This window comes from Chryseobacterium piperi (genome assembly GCF_002285635.2).
GTDB classification, from domain to species: Bacteria; Bacteroidota; Bacteroidia; order Flavobacteriales; family Weeksellaceae; genus Chryseobacterium; species Chryseobacterium piperi.
In genome coordinates this window covers 1,413,587-1,433,694 of record NZ_CP023049.2, presented here as the reverse complement: position 1 = coordinate 1,433,694, position 20,108 = coordinate 1,413,587, and the positions used below count along the sequence as shown (strand labels likewise).

General features: G+C 34.1%; 7 protein-coding genes. All 7 read left to right on the top strand.

Annotation, left to right across the window (positions count from 1 at the left end; genetic code table 11):
- Window positions 1-9: 9 nt before the first annotated feature.
- Complete coding sequence (locus CJF12_RS06320) at window positions 10-375, top strand: response regulator (protein ID WP_034687183.1); 366 nt, start codon at window positions 10-12, stop codon at window positions 373-375.
- Entirely contained in the window at window positions 376-1,224 is an 849-nt protein-coding gene (locus tag CJF12_RS06315; RefSeq protein WP_034687186.1) for a CheR family methyltransferase, read from the top strand.
- Window positions 1,211-1,783, top strand: a complete 573-nt coding sequence (locus CJF12_RS06310; RefSeq protein WP_034687189.1) for a chemotaxis protein CheB — start codon at window positions 1,211-1,213, stop codon at window positions 1,781-1,783. Before CJF12_RS06315 ends, CJF12_RS06310 begins: the two co-directional genes overlap by 14 nt.
- A 39-nt stretch (window positions 1,784-1,822) precedes the next feature.
- On the top strand, window positions 1,823-2,188 hold the full coding sequence (locus CJF12_RS06305) for a response regulator (RefSeq protein ID WP_034687191.1): 366 nt from the start codon (window positions 1,823-1,825) through the stop codon (window positions 2,186-2,188).
- Window positions 2,189-2,825: 637 nt separating this feature from the next.
- Window positions 2,826-7,316: a M91 family zinc metallopeptidase gene (locus CJF12_RS06300; protein WP_034687193.1), complete on the top strand. Its 4,491-nt coding sequence runs from the start codon at window positions 2,826-2,828 to the stop codon at window positions 7,314-7,316.
- A gap of 67 nt (window positions 7,317-7,383) precedes the next feature.
- Window positions 7,384-15,003 (top strand): RICIN domain-containing protein, encoded by a 7,620-nt coding sequence (locus CJF12_RS06295; protein ID WP_095591079.1) that lies wholly within the window; start codon window positions 7,384-7,386, stop codon window positions 15,001-15,003.
- Between the two features lie 681 nt (window positions 15,004-15,684).
- Entirely contained in the window at window positions 15,685-20,088 is a 4,404-nt protein-coding gene (locus CJF12_RS06290) for a hypothetical protein (protein ID WP_034687872.1), read from the top strand.
- Window positions 20,089-20,108: the final 20 nt, after the last annotated feature.

Below are 20,108 nucleotides of genomic sequence, written 5' to 3'. Positions count from 1 at the left end.
TCAAGTCTGATGAAAAAAAACATTTTAATTGTGGATGATGATCCACGCAATATATTTGCCCTTAAATTAACACTGAAGGCTCGAGGCTATCAAATGCAAAGCTGTACGGCGGCAAAAGAAGCTATTGAACTTTTACAGAATGACCACCAGATTGATGTGGTGCTCATGGATATGATGATGCCGGAAATGGACGGTTATGAAGCGATCAGGATTATACGCAATACTCCGGAGATTAGTAAAATACCTGTTATTTCTGTAACAGCACAGGCGATGCCTGAAGACCGTCAGAAATGTCTGGATGCAGGAGCGCAGGATTATATTGCCAAGCCTATTGATGTGGATTTGTTAATCAATGCTATTCAAAAACTATCCTAAATGCTGGAACCAAGTATTGTAAAAGATGAAGAGGTAGAGCGTTTGATCAAAGATGTTTATGAGTTGTATGGATATGATTTTTCTTTATACAGCAGGGCATCTTTCAAACGAAGAGTTAACCGGATATGCCTGATTGATAAGTTTACCAGTTTTGCAGAACTGCGGTATACAGTGCTTAATGATCCGGAGTATCTTAAGCATTTTATCGAAGAAATTACGGTGAATGTAACGGAAATGTTTCGGGATCCTTATTTTTTCAAAGCACTGCGGGAGAACATATTACCACAGTTGGGAACCTATCCCTTAATAAGAATTTGGGTGGCAGGGTGCTCAACAGGTGAGGAAGCTTATTCTATAGCTATATTATTGAAAGAAGCTAACCTTTATCATAAATCGCTGATTTACGGAACAGATATTAATCCATCAGTTCTGGAAACGGCAAGAGCAGGTGTTTTTCCTTTGCAGCAAATGAAATTATATTCGGAAAACTATATCCTTTCCGGAGGTAAAAAGGATTTTTCAGATTATTATACTGCCAATTATAACAGTGTGAGATTTGATAAAAGCCTGCAGGAAAAATTGATTTTATCGACCCATAACTTAGTTTCAGATAGTTCTTTTAATAGCTTTCAGCTGATTATTTGCCGTAATGTGCTGATTTATTTTGATAGAGAATTGCAGGAACGGGTATTCAATCTTTTTGATGCAAGTCTGGAAAACTTAGGCTATCTGGCGCTAGGTTCGAAAGAAACATTACGATTCTCCAATCTGGATAAGTTTTACCATCAGGTTGATGATCAGCGAATCTGGAAAAAAGTAGACCACAGTCAAAGTTATGGAAACGAATAAGAAGAATACTGAATTAGTCGTGATAGGGGGCTCTGCGGGAAGCCTGCAGGTCATTATGGAATTGATTAAAAATCTGAACGAAGACATCAGCTTTCCAATTCTGTTGGTTGTACATCGAAAGGCACAATCTATTAGCCTTCTACCCACTTTACTGCAACAGTTTTCACCTTTGGATGTGATTGAGGTTGAAGACAAAATAGAACTTCAGAATAATAAAATATATATTGTTCCGGCTGATTATCATTTATTATTTGAAAACAAAAAAATGGTATCTCTGGACAGTTCGGAAAAAATGAATTATTCCCGTCCGTCAATCGATGTAACGTTTAAATCGGCCGCCGAGATGTATGGTGAAAGCCTGGTTGGTATTCTTTTATCAGGAGCTAATGCTGATGGGGTAGAAGGGTTGCAGTATATCAAAAAAAATAAAGGAACAGTCTGGATTCAGGATCCTGAGACAGCAGAAGTGAATTATATGCCTAAACATGCGGTAGATGGGGTATTATATGATCTTATTATTACTCCTGATGATCTGCCAGGACAGATCAATAAATTGTAAAAACTAAATATTTAAACTAGAGATAAAAAATAACCGGATATGAGTAAAAAGAGAATTTTAATTTTTGATGATGATACCATTATTCTAGAAGTAATAAGCATCATTTTTGAAGAAAGCGGATATGAAGTTGAAATCTCAGAAACCTCACATGATATTATACAAAAGGTTTCCGAATTCCAGCCTGATTTAATTTTGATGGACAACTGGATCCCAAATATCGGAGGAGTAGAAGCAACAAGGCTTCTGAAAGGTCATGAAGAGTTTAAGCACATTCCGGTCATTTATATCACAGCCAACAGTGATATTACCTCATTAGCAGAAAGAGCACAGGCAGATGATTATATTGCCAAACCATTCAATCTGGATGATCTGGAAGAGAAAGTAGCTGCTTATATGAATGCTTGAAACATGCTGCTCAAGTCATCATAGGCATGGATAAAAGGATCTTCATTTGAAGGTCTTTTTTTATTCCAATATTTAAAATAAAACATGGTTTTCTAAAAATATGGATACTTCAATGTTAAAAATGTAGAACGTCGTATATTTTATTTTGCTTAAAATAAGAAATTAATTTAATGAAATAGTGTTCTGGCTGAATTTTTTATTGAAATGAAATATATTTTTAAAAAAAATATATCGATTAATAATTCTTTAATTATATTAATTGTTTATTGTTTTTATATTATTTATGGTAATTACTTATGTATATAATGATATTATTAATATGTGTATGATAATTGTATTGTGTGGAATTGATTATAAAATGAAAGCAGCTAGATTATTTTATATTTTAATTCCTTTTTATGTGATTTATTATGTGATTTAATTTATTCAAAAGAGATATTAATATTTTATTTTAAATTTTTTTTGATAAATATGAAAAATATATATATAATTTGTGTTATATGTAAAATATTTTATATTGCAAGTATTAATTGATATTTAAAGTTTATTTTATTAATCAGTTTCATAATTTATTTGTGTTCTGTTTTTTGAAATGGACTTGAGGTCTTTATAATAATATAATAATAAGTTTAACAATATGCGATTTGATTACAATACTCCCGTAGACAATATCAACATTGTAGAAATGTTGATTCCTTATCATCCTCTCAATGTTTATACTAAAGCATTTCAAATAGAGCCTAATATTTTTATTATGCCTGAAGCAAGATTTGGAGGCTATGATGTGATAGAAAACTATCTGGCTTTTGATCGTTATGGTACAGTTCAGGCACAGCAACAATTTATGGATTATGTAGATGGGCAATTGGAGCAAATAAAATCTGGTGTTGCAGGTAAAAAATTAATTGAACAGTTATCTAATCTAGCCCCTATCCCCAATACGGATAATGCGCAGGGAACTACCACATTCGGTGATGAAGGTAGGACTAATTTAGGACTGTCAATTCAGAATTTTGATCCGAATGAAGGTTATTTTCAGATAAGGATCAATACTTCTGGAGACATTGAAAATCCTATTTATAGTTATAAAAAAGTAGGACATGTTCTTATTATGGGATTAAGTCCGGGCAATATTAGCAGGGGAGCATATAATGAGCATTCTTCACTAAAAGGAATTTGGGGCAATGGTTTTGGAAGTGGATCCATTATATCGATAGATCCTGTTGTAACTATAAAAGTGGAACGTACACAAAATTTTCAGCCTCCTTTTTCTGGTTTGTTGCACGAGCTTTGCCATAGTCGTCAGGCCCTTCTGGATATCGAATATCAAAATGCGGTAACTGCTTTACAAAGGATAGATCAGTTTGGTAGAGTAGAGGTAAGTAACGTTCCTGTTGTGGAAGCTTATGTTACCAATAGTGTTGATCGTTATAGAATAGATACTGGGCAAGGTTTAGTTTATTTGCCTGGTATTCAGGATCCTATTATCTACAATTTACAAACTCTATTTGATATGCATAGATCGGACTATGATTATATGCGGACTATGGTTTCTGTACTTGCAGAACTTGATCCGGAGGGCTGGTCCATAAAAAGTCAAGAAATTCATAACCGCTTGGTTTATCGTGAGAATTTAGTTGGTCATGCCTATACAGAAATTACAACAGAGGATATGATATTGGCAGATTCATTAACTGCACTGAGCGGAAGACCCACTTATGAGGTATTTACTGAGAGAAGAATTATGGCCTCATTTAGGAGAAATTACCTTGATAACGAATTTATAACATACCGAGTCAATAATCCGATTCATCCTGATTATACTGAAGCAGAACGGCTTGAAAGTATCCCTTCCTGTTCTTTGCGTAGAAATAAAAGAGGAATTGGGAGTAGCTTGTTCAATGGATTATTTTTATGTCGCCCTGGAGTTATTTCGGATGATGAATTAAAAATATACAGAAAAAAAAAACAAGAGCCTTTAACTATAGTTAAGCGTAAAGCAAAGAATTTGGTTGAAGACTTTATGAAGAAGAGGCAAGTAGATAATATTTTTAAACCTCAATTTGTAGACTCATATAGAATAGCAAAGATTACGCCTCGCTCACAAGTTGTTATTTTCAAAAAAACGACAAAAGTATTAAAGCAAGCTCTAAAACCGAGCCGTATGGATGCTCTAGAAATATATAATTGGGGTAAAAACCTTATTCATGTGTTTGACAGTGATGCTGATGATTTTACGAAGGCTTCAGCAGCTTTAGGGATTATTCCTGTAGTAGGAGATATTTTGGGAATTATCGATGATATCAGATTGGGAAATGCAGAGCAAGCCATTATAGGAAGCTTTGTTTTGGGTGCATTAGTGACGGGAGCGGTTATAGGGGGACCTGTTGGAGTGGTTATAGGAGCTGTAGTAGGGATTGTTTTTGCCATTATTAATATTAAAAGTATTATTGAAGACTTTATAAACTATGTGAAAAAACTCCAAAATCTTGCAGATCCTGTGAATGATTTTATAGGGTATAGGAACGAGTCTTGGAAATATTATATTGTGCAGGTGGCTAAAAAAGAAATTCTTCCCAAGATGGAGGAAATGTATAGGATTTTTGAATCTAATGCCAGAGAATCTCTTGAAATAGCAGTTGCTGTTTTGGAGGAAAAAGCAAGACTTACTGTAGAAAAAGAACCAGATGAGGAGGCAAAAAAGAAAATATTATATACTGCCCATATGCAGATAGAGGAAATGTATGATAGGTATGATGATATGCTAAAAGAGGTTGCAGCTAAGTCGATACGGGATTCGAAAGATTTATTGCATAAGATGGTGAGGGAATACTACAATCAAAACTTTAAAAAGGATTCTGAAGAGATTATTGAGGGAAGAAGAGCGAAGTATGTGGAAGAATACCACCATCTCGCTTTTTCAGCCCATAAAACGGATCAAAAGAGAGAGCTTGTTAATAGAAAAGCAAATGAGATTTTTGATAATGCCAAAACAAAAGTAAAAGATACTTCTATGTCTCTTGAAGACCTTTCTTGGTTAGATGAATGTTTTGAGGGCCTTTTTTGGCCTGAATTTATTAACTATTCTTTACCCTTACTTCATATCAGTAATATTAGGGCCAAAGAAGAATTTCCGGATATAGCCAACATAGACAGAATAGGGACCTATACAGTGGATTGGAGCTTGCTAGATGACCTCCCGACAGAGTTGCTGAATCTGCTTCGTGTAGAAATTGTTATGGAAACGGATTTTTCTCAATCCGGATGGCATCGCAGACCTAACGGATATGAAAGCTTTTCCGTTCCCATAATGGCTCAACGTATTGTTATTCCAAGAAAAGAGATTAAAAACAGGAGAAATATATTTAATTATTCAGCAGATCTTCATTTTCGTATTAGGAGTCCTCAAGGGGTGGAAAATAATGAAACGTTTATTCATGATGACATTAAAAAGATAGGGGAAACATCCCATCATACTTACACTTTTAATACTAATGGCAGGGCTAATTCTAAATATGCTCATTTGCTTCCTAAGTCTTACTATGAATATATTCTTTCTTATAATCCATCGAAATTTGTTTTGGATAGTATAGGCAATGAGCTTGTATCCTCTAATTATTTCCTGAAACAAAGCCAGAAATGGAAATTTAAGAAACATAATGATGGTACTTATCTCATTCGGAATACTTCTAATATTGGTATTCTTAGTGCTAGAGGTCAGACGGAAGTGAAATTTGTAGTGAAATCATCAGAAGAGTTTGCGGAAGAAAGGTGGAATATAGAAATAGATGATCAAGGATACCAAATAAGAAATTACGAAGTCGATAATCGCTTTATCGGAATGAATGATAGTATGAAGCTGGATGGAATTTTTGGTTTGATAGAGAGTGAAAATCCTAACACTTATTTTAATTTTATCAAAGAAGATTCTGTCGTGTTAAAAGATGGAGGGATATATAGATTATTTTCTGAAGCTGGAGATTATGTTCTTTCATTACCTTTTGGAATATCATATACAAATGAAGCTCTGTGCATTTGGCGTAATTATCATTATGCTGAACTGTGGATTTTAAAACTAAGGTCTAATGGGGTATGGTATCTTAGGAATATTCATTCGGGAAAGTTTATTGATTTTGAACCCGGAGATAAGTTAATTCACCAAAATGATGTACATCATGATCATATGGATTTAGACATGAATATGATTAAGGGAAATGTTTTTATGATTGTTTCTAATAAAAAAAATAATTATGCTATTGATATTGCTGGAAATGTAATAGAGCCAGGAAGAATATTGATTAGTTATCAAAAAAAAGAAACGAAAAATCAGGAATGGAGATTTGAGCCCTTTCCTACTGTCGGAATATTTTACAATATTCTCAATATGGCCAATTGGAGAAAAATAAATAGTACGGAGGGAAAAGCTCAGCAAGGCGATAATAAAGCGGAAATTAACTATTATAAAAACGAAAAATGTTTATTTCGTTTTGAACTACAGGAGGAAGGGTTATATTATGTTTTAGATAATGAGAATAAACTTCTTAGGGCTCCTTACCTTCAGAGGGAAGTTATTTTTGAAATACTCAATAATGAACTAAGAGAAGAGTTTTTATGGGAAGTGAGCTATGATACATTAAGAGGTGGTTGGAATATAATTAATAAAATTTCTGGAAAAGCAGTGCAGGCTTTAGCAAGTGAGGGAGTCAATACAAATTTAATACAAGCTGATTTTAAAGGTACAGATTCTGATTTCTTGTCGCAAAGCTGGATGATTGCGGAACCCGAAGCCTATGGCATAGAGAAAGAGGATTATACACGTTATATTGTAACTCATGAAGATAAAATTGTTGGTTACACTAAAGAAAAAGGATATACAGCGACGCTAGTTAGTGATCTTGTAAATAGGGAAGAATTTAGTCAATATCCTGATGAATCGTATCAGTTTAACATCTCTGATTATATTTTTCAAACGGCCAATAAGGGGCTATTTGTTATTCACTCACAAGAATCTGGTAATCGTATTTTGACGTATTCAAAAGATTCTAAAACAATGAGTTTTGAAGAAATAGATCCAAATAATCTGGACTATATACAAAAGTGGAATGTCACAAGAATACCCCTTAAATAGAGGAGAATTATGAATATATAAAAGCTTTTTATTACAATTATTGATCAACAAATTAAATTTTGAAATTATGGAAAATTCTGAATCAAAAAATAGCATATACCCCTATTGGTTTCAACCTTCAGAAAAGGAAATGCAGATGATAGGACAAGATGCAACGTATTCTGCTCAAAAACTTTACGTAGTCTTAGAAAAATGGGTAAAAGGAGAGAAGCTAACCACGGATTATTCGTGGGAAAATATAAAAGAATGGGAATTGGGAAGGTATGTTCGTTATGCATTTCCCGGGATTGATTTCGGACACGCCTCAATCGCGGTTTGTTGGTCGGCCTGGTTTGTTACTTTTAAAGAATGGCTGAATACTCAGGAAGGAAGTCTGGAATCGAGTATAGATCCTTTTCGGACTTATGCTGATGATTTATGGGTAAGTGAAGATTTTAAAAATAAGCCGTTGGCTAAAAGTTTTAAAGTACTTCAACGGGAGTCAGAAAAAGAAATGTCTGAAGAATGGATAAAAAGATTCAGAGAGGATTTCAAATCGTATTTTAATGCCCTTAGTGAAGAAAGGCGTCTGTATGAGACTGGAGTATATCCGGATCTACATGCCTACAAAAATCAGCGGTTAGATACTTCCGGCTCCAGAATTTGGATGAACCTTATTGAAAAATTTTATGATGAACCTCTTACCCAAAAAGAAATAAAAGGATTAGAAGCAATCAGAACTTCCTTAGCTGAAATTTTTATCTTGAGTAGGGACTATTATCGACTTTCTTACCACTCGTATCATAAAAGCAATTACCGGCTTTTGTTGGTGCTTCGTGAGAAAGAAAAGCTTAGACCGTTAGATTGTGAAATGAGGGGAAAAGAAGAAATTATTAAAAGTGTAGAAGGTTTTATAAAACAACAAAAAAACTTTAAAGAAAATGGTGAGGAGAAGCTGAGGGTTTATCTACTCAGATTGACAGCTTGGGCTTATGGGACTGACGTATGGAGCTGGAAGATTTTAAAGATTCATTCAAATCGTTTTGATCAAGATGATTTTCTGAAAGAATGGCGAGGATATAGAAATGGAAAAGACTTAATGGAAAATACTGAGGGTATTTATAAGGTAAGAGCTGATGATGTTCTTTCTACAAAGGTAAAAATGAAGATCCCCTATACCCAGCTGAAAGGTGATGCTGCTTATGCTGATGCCTATAAAATATTCTCCGGGATCTATGTAATGCCGGAAGCCCTAAATTTACCCTGGCTGGATGAGGATGGGACCTCATCAGATATAATAGATACACAACAAGCTAAAGAAGATTTTGTAAAAGGAGTTCAAGTATTTGTTAAGCTTATTAGTGACGGATATAGTGGAGCGAAGTTACTAGAGTATATTGGTGATAATTCTTTAGAACATCTAGAGCTTAAAGATGGTTCTAAAGTAGGTGGTGTATTGATAATGGCGCCTTCTAATCATCAAACAAATCAAGGAATTTTTCATTATGAATTACCATACAGCATGGAAGATGGGATAGCAGGAAGGTCTACTGGCTCGGTGGTGGCCATGTATCCACATGTTAACTCCTATTCTTATGCCAATTATGTTGAAAAAGGAGGGCTTATAGATTTTATCCATAGCTTACTCCATGGTTTAAGAACACTTAAAGGGGCTTATACCAATGATATGATGAATATTTTTGCAAAAGGAAGCTTCTATACAGATACTGCAGCTACTATTGATCGTAAATACAATGGCTCCTATAGATTGATGCTGAGTGATATTTTAATCAATAATCGAACGGAAGCTGCTTTTAACGGGATCGGTTGGGAATTTAATGAAATATCTTTAGGGCTTATAGTACAGGATTGTAAAATGGCATCAGTAGATTCGAGTGTAGAGGTACCTGAAAAATGGAAATATGATGATTCTGTATATCAACAAAACCTTGGGGTCAGTTTTAAAGTCCCTGCTAATAAACCCAAAAACCTTGAAATGCCATCATATGATCAGCTTTTGGTGAAGGTAGATGAATATCGTTTTAATTTTCAAAACAACCAATACCTTCCAGCTGAAGTAAACGAGATTACCCCTTTTACTAGTACGTTTACAAAGAAAAGTTGGTCAAATATTTTGAGTGAAGCAAGGCTAAAAATTAATAATTTGATTCAAGAGTTTAAAAAGCCTAATTTGTATCATGGAGATTTTACTAGAGACTTTAATGATTTGTACTATAAGGAGCGGGAAATCTATACTGTTTTTCCATCTGTTGTACAGATTCTCAACCAGCATATAGGAAATGTCCCTGAAATATTGACAAATCATTCGGAATGGATTGCTCAATTGTCACGAAATGTTGCTCTAGATAGTCTAAAGGTTTCTAATGTATGTAAATTTAACGGACTTTCTAAAACCCTAGCTGATTTATTAGGGATTCATCCCGGACTTGTTGATGAGAATGTAACATCTAAGAGCCCTGAAACTACTATGATTTCAGTGTTGGCTTTTTTAATTCCACATAAAAACCCAGATGATTTTGAAAGCCTGATTTTAAATCATATCTATGTGGATGCTGAAGTCAATTCTTTTTTAAGCGGTACATCGGCACCTAGTTTTGATCTGGAGGAATATAGAAGACGTCGCAACATCAACTGGCGACAATTTCTTTCGGAACAATTGGAAAAACATCTAATTCCTATGGCGGAAGAAATCTACCTTCGGGCGGAACAGGTTGTTCAGGCTTCGTTTGCACAGATATTGGCGATGGTAGAGTACAGAGCTATATTGATAGAAACCGAAGCAAAACAAGATCTGAAGAAATTGGGAAGTATACAAGCTAAAATGTATGATGACCTTTTGGGATTGCATGATGATCTACTGATTAAAATGGCGGTGAATATTAAGGAAGTATTATATGACAGTCTACTAGAGTTGCTTCAGCAAGTGTATGACTCGAAATGGTCTGGCTTTACAGAACAATTTATGAACAAAAGCAGAGCGAATTTTCTTGAGGAATATGAGGAACCGGAACAGGCAGCAAAACTTTTCGATGATTATATCTCCCGGATGAAAGAAGACGGATGGGAATATAGCGACCGGCTACAAATAGTATCAGCGGTATTGAATAAAATGGTTCGGTTATGGCCGAATACCTTAATCCCTGTTACTATTGAAGCTCCTCTCTTTGTCCATATTGATGCCCAAAAAAGAGAAAGAAGTCATGTAGATATTGATGAGCTCAAAGTACAATGGATGATTCCCCTTAATATACCTTATGCACTTACCAATGGGATAAAAATAGTTTTTGAAGAATATGATACTTGGGGAAATGTGATCCAAACCCTATCTGTTCCTGTTCAGGATGAGCATATTGAAATCTTACCAATGCTTCCTTTTGCCGAAGATCATTATGTATGGAAATCTTATTTTATCAATAATCAGGGTATGAAAATATCTGAAAAAACAGAGATTAAATATTTGCTTGAGGATAATCACTTACAATTACAATATGATTTTAAACGTATTAAAGAAGGAGAGCTTCCAATTTTTAGACCTCGGGTAGGAGGCATTTTCAGAATCATGTCCAGTGAGAGTAAAATGGTTTTGAAGCCCGGGGCAGCAATGATGAAAAAGTACAATGAATTCGAAAATATACCAGATAGTATTCAAAAAGAAATAGTCTATGCAGAACTTTTGCAGTCCTTGCCGGGACTTAGTATAGATGAGTTATGGAGGTTACGCAGATCCTATCAGACAATTGATAGTACAGTAACAATTGTTGATGAAGATTACTTTATTTTTGAAAACCTTGCTTCTGGCATGATTATAAACCGAGATACATTAAAGAATGGTGAAAAGATTATTTTCTGCTCGGATGAAGAATCAGGAAATCCTTACATAAAACCAGTAATACAAAATTGGGGAGCTTTTCACTTACAAGATATTGATAAATCTTCAGGTATAGGCTTTAAGAAAGATGATCCTAATACGTACAAAGAACATGGAAATTTATCTATTGTTCCTATTGAAAAGAACAATCCTCTTTCCGATTGGTTTTTTGTGGAAGCGAGTGTAGAAATCCCTGTAGTAGGAGAGGTATACAAAATTTCTTCTCATGTTAATCGATTATTTCTGGATAAAGATCTACCTGTTGAAAATGGAGCGATGGTGGTGCAATGGCCCAAAGCTGATGGAATAAGTTCACAACTTTGGAAAGTAGAGGAATTTAAGCCTGGACATATCAAGCTTATGAACATGGATAACGGACAATATATTTCAGAGAACGTAATGTTCGGTTCTTCATCCGAAGAAGATCGGCACTATTGTGAACTGGTCAATAATCCAAGTCAGTTTTATGGACAATTTAATTTTTATTATAGTCAGGGGTGGAATATATTTAATAATGGTACCCTCCGGGTAACCCCTGACTCACACCCTGCTCTCCCTATTGTTTCTGCGGAGGAAAGAAGTTATTTGAATAGGCTGAAATTTACTTCTTTTTCTATGATTGATAAATATTATTATATATCATTTGATAATGAAAAATGGCTTACTCACAATGGTGATGGTAACTTAGTAGTATTAAAAGATATCAATGATGAAAGTTCAATGATGCAATGGCAGATCGTTGCTGCAGACGAAGGTAAAGGAGTTTATATTATGAACCAATCATTAAAACTTGCACGGTCAAATGATGGATTTGCCTATATTCAAGTGACATCTAATGTAAAAGAAAAAGATTATGAAACTGTCTGGAAATTGGTTGTTCAAGATAAAGGATGGAAGATTGTTGCTGAAGATACTGGGAAAGCCTTATCTATAGAGAATAATACATTAATGATAGGCGAAAATCTTGGCTCAACATTTACTTTTAAAGAGATTATCCACTCTAAGAAAATAGAGCGAGTAACAAAATACTACTCCATAAAACCTTATAAAAATACTTTTACGGCTATAGGGGTCCAAAACAATATTGAGTGGACTTCAGTGGTTTTAATGTCTTATAATAAAAATGACCCTAAACAACAATGGATTATAGAAAAGAAAAAAAATAACGTATGTACAATTAAGAATGTATTTAGTAAAAAGTTAATACAAATTGAAGGCGTTTTTACAGGCAATGGAGCAAACGCTATCCAATCTAAAGCGATAGGAGGAGTACATCAGGAGTGGGATTTTATAAAGGAGGGTGAAGATAAAGGGGTATGGAAATTACAGGTACAACATAGCCAAAAAATGCTTCAATCTAATGGACATAATAAAGCATTAACTCAATATGAAGATACAGGTGATGAGAATCAATTATGGATCATTGAAAATATTCTAGATGATGAGATTAAAATAAGCCCGAAAGATTTATATCTGCCTAGAAGGAATAAAGAGTATCTAATCAATTTTAGTGCATCCGGGCTTTCTATTATTTATAAATGGTTTAATGAACCTTTTGGTTGGCCAGTTAGACAAGCAATATATGATGGATCATCTTCTTTTGGTTGGAAATTCACTCCTTTAGGAAGTAATATCTATGGCATTAGGATCAGACATGGACTAGATGAACCTTTAATGGCTCTTGCAAATAATAGCTCAGCGCATCCCGTCATTAATAATTATAAAGGTAATGATGCGTTCAAATGGAAATTGGAATATTTGGGAAATAGAAAATTTGGTTTAGTCAGTGTAAGTGCCGGAGATAGTGATAATAGATATATAGGAATTGTAAAATCTGAAGTTTCAGATATTTATACTGAACGAGAATTTAATTTTCAAATGGTATCCAAATCTGATGGAAATCTGTATGAATGGGAGCTTATTGAACCTAGTGAAAAATATATATATCTGCCTAGAAGGAATAAAGAGTATTTAATCAATTTTAGTGCCTCTGGTCTTCCTCTTATTTATAAATGGTTTTCAGGTTGGCCGGTTAGACAAGCTAAATATGATGGAAGGGTTTCTTCTTTCGGTTGGAAATTCACTCCTTTAGGAAGTAATATCTATAGGATTAGCATCAAAGATGGACAAGATCAATCTATAATGGCTCTTGCAAATAATAGCTCAGAGAATCATCCGATCATTAAAGAGTATCAAGATAATGATGCGTTCAAATGGAAATTGGAATATTTGGGAAATAGAAAATTTGGTTTAGTCAGTGTAAGTGCTGGAGATAGTGATAATAGATATATAGGAATTGTAAAATCTGAAGTTTCAGATATTTATACTGAACGAGAATTTAATTTTCAAATGGTATCCAAATCTGATGGAAATCTGTATGAATGGGAGCTTATTGAACCTAGTGAAAAATATATATATCTTCCAAAGGGTAATAGGGAATATCTAATCAATTTTAATGCCTCAGGTCTTCCTCTTATTTATAAATGGTTTAATGAGCCGTTTGGTTGGCCTGTTAGACAGGCTGGATATGATGGATCATCTTCTTTTCGATGGAAATTTACTCCGATAGAAAATGGTTTATACAAAATTGTAATTACACAAGATAAAGAAATGCACGGCATTGCTAATTGGGGAGAATATCCTATTCTTAGTCCTTATGAAGATCGGGATGAATTCAAATGGAAATTGGAGTATTTGGGAAGTGGAAAATTTGCATTAGTAAGTGTATACGAGGGAGGCAACGGCAAACAGTATTTGGGAATTGTAAAATCTGAAGTTGAAGATATTTATGCTGAAAGAACCTTTGATTTTCAAATGGTATCCAAATCTGATGGAAATCTGTATGAATGGGAGCTTATTGAACCTAGTGAAAAATATATATATCTTCCAAAGGGTAATAGGGAATATTTAATCAATTTTAATGCCTCAGGTCTTCCTCTTATTTATAAATGGTTTAATGAGCCGTTTGGTTGGCCTGTTAGACAGGCTGGATATGATGGGTCATCTTCTTTTCGATGGAAATTTACTCTGATAGAAAATGGTTTATATAAAATTGTAATTACACAAGATAAAGAAATGCACGGCATTGCTAATTGGGGAGAATATCCTATTCTTAGTCCTTATGAAGATCGGGATGAATTCAAATGGAAATTGGAGTATTTGGGAAGTGGAAAATTTGCATTAGTAAGTGTATACGAGGGAGGCAACGGTAAACAGTATTTGGGAATTGTAAAATCTGAAGTTGAAGATATTTATGCTGAAGAAACCTTTGATTTTCAAATGGTATCCAAATCTGATGGAAATTTGTATGAATGGGAGCTTATTGAACCGCACGAAAAATATATATATCTTCCAAAGAGGAATAAGAGCTACATTATCACTTTTAGTGCATCTGGTCTTTCCATTATTTATAATCTCCCGGGGGTCGGCCATTTAGCCCTTATACCTGTTAAATATAACGGAACCCCTCTTTTTCTATGGAAATTTACTCCTTTAGAAAATGACTTATATAATATTGTATTTAAAGAATATTTTGGAATGGAAGGTGCCATTGCTTATTGGGAAAAACTCCCTGTTATTGTTTCTTATGAAAATCAGGATACATTCAAATGGAAGCTAGAGTATTTGGGAAGTGGAAAATTTGGGATAGTAAGTGTGAGCGCAGGAGATGATGATAATAAGTATATAGGAATTGTAAAATCTGAAGTTGAAGATATTTATGCTGAAAGAACCTTTGATTTTCAAATGGTATCCAAATCTGATGAAAATTTGTATGAATGGGAACTTGTTGAACCTAGTGATCTTCCTGATGATGAATAGTGAATAAGGTGTGGAAAGAGATGATAAAAGAAATATGTACAAAAAAAACATAGTTCCTAATTATTCTACCTGGAAACTAAAAACTAGAGAATTTCTTGAATTAACAATAAAAGGTTAAGACAATTAGATTGATACTAGAATTGATCAGTTAGAATGCAATGAGGCAAGAAGGTTATTGAAATATCGAAGTTCGCAATAGGTGAAAAAATATGATGATATGCTTGCTGATGTGGCATTTAAAACAAAAAAGAAGTATGAGAGAAGAGCATGGGATAGTAGAAAAATAGTACGATACTTTATGATGTTTAACTCAAGAGCTCCAGTTTAGATCACTATTCCGGGGTTAGCAATACTTACCTAGAAAGCTGATTTAGGTTTCTGAGAAATATACTATCCGGATTCATGGAAGAGTACTGATGTGAAGCGTGCAGATTTTGCCATTGATTAATATTATACGATCAAACAACTGATAAAATTTATCCTTTTTTAACTAATACTCCTGGATGTTCCGGTAGAAATAGGAGCGGGGAAAGTCAGTTTTAGGAAGTATTATTTTAGCTGTCGAATGTATAAAAAATAATGGCTTTTGATGCATTGAAATAATTTTAGAGGTTCCCAAGAATAGTCTATTAAAAAAGCAGTTCTGAATCTTATCTAAATAATTAATTTAAATCTATTGTTATGCCATTTAATTATAATGATCCTATTGATGATATCAATGTGGTAAGTATGAAAATACCTTATGCTCCCTTTGATTCTTATGAAAAAGCTTTTCAGCTAAAGCCAGGAATATATGTTCTTCCTCAGGCGATGTTTGATCTCGATAGTGGTGATACGGCCGACTCATGGTTAAATTTTACGAGATACAATTCCATAGAAACTAAACAGGAGTTTCTTAATACAATCTCTGATCATTTAGAAGATATAAGTAGAGGTAGAGCGGGAAAAACATTATTGGATGCAATTGAAAATTTAAAGCCCTTACCAGTATATTATGAAGGAGAGCCTTTAGGGGGGAATTTAATAGGATATGATCCTGAGAATACAAAAATAGCTTATTTTGACACTGAAGAAGGTTATTTTGATATAGCTACCAAAGAAGGAAAAAATAGAAAGGTGGGACATGTAATAATTATGGGGCTAAGTCCAGGAGCTATTGCTAATGGGATCTATAATCAACAAAAAATGCAAGGATCAGTTGAAGGTTACGGAAGAGGAATGGGATCCATGATTTCAATAGACCCTGCAGTTACAGGAAAGGTTATGAGTACAGGAGCTATAATCCCTTCATTCGGTGTACTGGCACATGAACTTTGTCATAGCTTCCAAGTACTGATAGAAGTAGAAAAGGCCAATACGATGTTTTATATAGAAGATCAATATCATGGACCATTAAGAGATAAGGAAGGAAATATTATTATAGACAATTTTACAGGACGTGAGAAATACCCCGTAAAGGAAGTTAGGGCTGTTGAAGTTAATGTAACGAATCCAGCATGGCGTGATTTCTATAGAAGAATAGTAGATGTGGTGGGAATATCGCATGCTTTCGACTATTGGAAGTATCTTCTGAGGAGGATTGATTATCTAGATAGTGAAGTGCTAGTAGGATTTAGTGATAAAGCAAATGTACTTCGTAAAAGACTTGATTATCGAATATGGAATATCTATTACAATTTTCCGACCGAAGTAGAAATTATTGCTGATTCATTGACTGCAAAAGGATATCCGATTGATTATATTCAAAGGTTCCTACGGGGAAGTTATTTGGATTTTGAAGGACCTTACAAAGTAGAGTCATTAGAATTGGACCCTTCGGACTCAAAAATTCAGAAGTTGAATAATGTTGTTTCTTGTGATCTGATTCATAGCAGAAAAAAAAGGTCTATTACTGCATACAAGAGAAGTATTTCTAAACTTATTTCATGTATTCCATCTATTACAAGCCAACCTGCAAATTTTGTGGAAAAGGATAGTTTTTTTAAAGATGTTGAGATCAATGAGCTTCGTAGAAATTCAATTAAAGTCGTAAATGAATTTTTAGATTCACAGAAAAATACAGATCAATTCAAGCCCTATTTTGTAAATTCTTTCAAAAGTGCAGAAAAATATCCTCGGGCTAAAATTATTAATTTCAAAAACTCTGTTGAAGTTTTGAATAGGGGACTTACCTCAGTACCGATGGACGTGTTTGAATTTTATGGGTGGTGCAAAAGCTTAATTGAGGTCTTTAAAAGTGATGCAGATAATTTTACTAAAACAGCGAGTGCTTTAGGTATTGTTCCTATTGTTGGTGATCTATTAGGAATCGCAGATGCTCTGAGAAAAGAAGATTATAACGCCGTTGCATCTCAAATCGCTCTTTTGGCTGTCTTAGGAGGGGCTGTTGTTATTGGAGGACCTATAGGATTGACCATATCTGCTATTATAGGAATTATATTTTTAGGGATTTACCTCAAAGACCTTATTGAAGGTATCATTCACTATTTTGCTCCACGGGATCTTAATGAAGAGGTACAAAAATATACCAGACTTCGGGATAGAGTTTGGAAGAGTGATGTAGTGAAAAAGGTAAAAGAGCAAATAATTCCAGAGATGGAATCTTCATATAGGGTTTTTGAAACTCAGGTTAGGGAATCATTAGAAATCAGCATTAATCTCATTCTAAAAAATGCAGAAGAAGCTAAAAATGCGGAAAAGGATCTTAATATTAAAAATGAAATAATGGCTACTGCCTGTGGGCGGGTAGAAGAGATGTATTATATCTATGATGAGATGTTGAAAGATGTTGCAGGCAAAACAATTAGGGACTGTAAAGAAGCTGTTTATCAGTTAGTAAAAGAGTATCATAGCCACAACTATGAAAAGAATTCAAAAGATATTCTTGAACAATATAAAAAAGATTATGTAGCACAGTACATCAGTTGGAAAACGTATGAAGGAACATTAGAAAGTGATCGAATCCAAAATAGAAAAGAGGGAAATGAAAGATTTGAAACAATAAAAAGCAGAGTATCTAAAATTGAAATTTTAAAAGATCAATGGTCCTGGCTAGATGAATGTTTCCAAGGTAAATTTTGGCCTGATCTTATTTTTAGTCTACCATTACTTCATATTGACTTACGGGAAGCTCAAAAAGAACAATATGCCTTGACCTGGGATCTTCCAGATCTTCCAGAGGAACTTTTAGCCTTACTCAGAGTAGAAGCCTATGTACTATCAAAAAAAACTAAAATACCAAGTTACTGGATTTCTACACAAATGAAAGATAAAAAAACGGATCATTTGATCCCTATAACTGATTCTTGGGATGCTATAATGGTTTATATTAAAACGCCTACCGCATTAATAGGTGAGCACTCCTATGCTAAAGTTAAGGTGAATAAAAATGGTGACAGATATGTTGATATTGAAGTGAATGGTCGGAAAAGCTATTTAAAAGACTATCTTCTACCGGTACCTTATAATGAATATTTATTTCAATACGCTAGTTCAAGCTTAAGTTTAAGTAGTTCGGATGGTAGCTTAATACAGGAGAAGTACACTTCAAAAGGAAAGCAAAGATGGATATTCAGAAAGTTTAGAGATAATTTCTATATGATTATAAATGCTGAAACTAAAAATAAGCTAACGTCCAATTTAGATGGAACCATAGGGATACAAAGTGGAAATATAGAAGAAAATCAAGCTTACAAATGGGAAGTTGTATTGGATGATGAAGGATATATAAAATTTAGAAGCGGAGTATATCCGGATAGATTCATTGGATTAGCTGATCATTCACAAACTTTTAGTCTTGTTCCGGATGGTAAGAACTGTCTGTTTAATCTGATTAAAGCAGATGCAGGTCGTGTAGAGGATAAAAAAGCATACACTATTTTTTCTGAATATGACAATCGATGTATAACCTCTCTTTATGCGAGTAATTCAACATCATTACCATTAGGATTATGGTCATTAACCTCACATCCATCACAAGTATGGTTAGCCAATACTGTTGAAGAATCTCTTAATAGTTTTAGTTTCAGTAATATTTTTTCGAATTATTTTATAAGGAATAACAATGGTAAAGCATACCAGAATTCGGTTGTCAAGATACCGTTTGAACTTTATCCTTTAGGAGAGGATAGTTTCCTGATGTTTTTTGAACAAAGAACGTGCATAATGGAAGGAAGTTCTAAAGAAGATAAAGAAGGGTGGGAATTAATAGCTGGTATGCCAAGTGGAAATCCTAAGGAAAAAATACTGCTTCGAAGATGGAGATTTGGTGAATTTCCTTCTCCGGGTATTTATTACAATATCGTTGCTTTTGAAAACTTTAGAAAAATTAAGAGTGATCGCTATATCAATATAGTTCAGGGAGATCAAGAGGTGAAAATTGAGTCCTATCAAAACAGAGAATGCCTGTTTCGATTTGAAAAGCAAGAAGCAGAGTATTATTTTATTTATGATTCTATGAATAATCTTCTAACGTTAAGCCCTATTCCCGGAAACCGTACTCGGGTGAGTCCAAAGCCCTTTAGTAAATCGGATAGGAATAAGCAGTTATGGAAAGTTACTTATGATGATGAAAGAAAAGCATGGAGGATTATCAATAAGGAAGTACAGCTGGCCATACAAGCAGAAGATTTTGAAAATCAAGGTTTAAAATTAGGATCACGTGCAGAAATAGATTCAGGCTGGCAAAGTTGGTTGATTGTAGAGCCGGAAGCTTTTGGATTGGAAACAGAAAAAAAATATGTAGCCACTATTGAAAATGGAGAACAGGATATGGTTTTATCTTGGGATGAATCTACTTCAACAGCGAGAGAAAAGATATATAAGATAAATCATTCCATTCTGGATATGAGTATAGAACCAAGAATTTTTCCTGTTAAGTATTTAGGAAAAGAGGCTCCTTTTATCACTATGTTAGATTTTATATTTGTTTACGAAAAAGGACACTATAAGTTATTTTCAAAAGACTATGCGGGAGACTGTCTTACGTTTATACCGGATAAAGATTCCACTGAAAATATCGTTTTTGCTAAAGAATCTCAGGATAATATAAAAAATCAGATTTGGAATATTACAAAAATAGAATAATATCAATATGGAAACACAAG